Here is an 811-nt window from a genome sequence, read left to right on the forward strand (position 1 = left end):
TGAGGCTGACCCCGTTTCCCGGACAGGTGGTTGGTTGGTCAGGCTGCCAGTGTGAGCTGGCGGCGTTCGTACTCTAATGGACTGAGGTAGCCGATGCCGGAGTGGCGTCGGCGGGCGTTGTACCAGCCGTCGATCCATGTGTAGGCGCCACGTCGTGCGGCGTCGATCGTGGCGAACACGTGCCGGTGGTAGTACTCGTTCTTGAACACGGACCAGAACGATTCCGCGGCCGCGTTGTCCCAACACACCCCCGTGCGACCCATCGACCGCAGCACCCCGAGTTCGGTCGCGGCTTTCGCGAGCTGACCGCTGGTGTACTGGGTGCCCCTGTCCGCATGGAACACGACCTTCCGTGGCAGGTGCCCGCGGAGACCGACGGCTTGCCGGAGCGCGTCCTCGACGAGGTCAGTGTGCAGACTGTCGCCGACGGTGCGTCCCAGGACCCGGCGGGTGTGACCGTCTCGCACGACGCAGAGGTAGGCCCATCCCTCACCGGTGTGGAGGTAGGTGATGTCCGAGAACCACGCCAGGTCTCGTTCACCCTGGTCGAACTGCCTCTCGACAAGGTCGGGGACGGGGAACGGATCCGCCCCGCGGATCGTGGTCGGCGGGTGCCAGGTGCGCGGGCTGATCCCCGTGATCCCCTCGGCTTGCATGAGTTTCGCGACCGTCTTCCGCGACACCGTGACCCCGGCCTCCTGCAGGTCGGCGTGGATCCGTGGTGCCCCGTACGTCCCGTCGGACGCGGCATGGAATCCACGGATCTGCCTGGTCAACTCGACCGCCCGCTGCTGCCGCGATGATGGGCCTG

1 protein-coding gene is annotated in these 811 nt (G+C 67.1%); it reads right to left on the reverse strand.

What is annotated here, in order from left to right; translation table 11 throughout:
* Positions 1-38: 38 nt before the first annotated feature.
* On the reverse strand, positions 39-811 hold a 773-nt coding region (locus B7R24_RS16830; RefSeq protein WP_147304100.1), incomplete at its 5' end, for an IS3 family transposase.

The sequence above is a fragment of the Subtercola boreus genome (assembly GCF_003399645.1).
Classification (GTDB): Bacteria; Actinomycetota; Actinomycetes; order Actinomycetales; family Microbacteriaceae; genus Subtercola; species Subtercola boreus_A.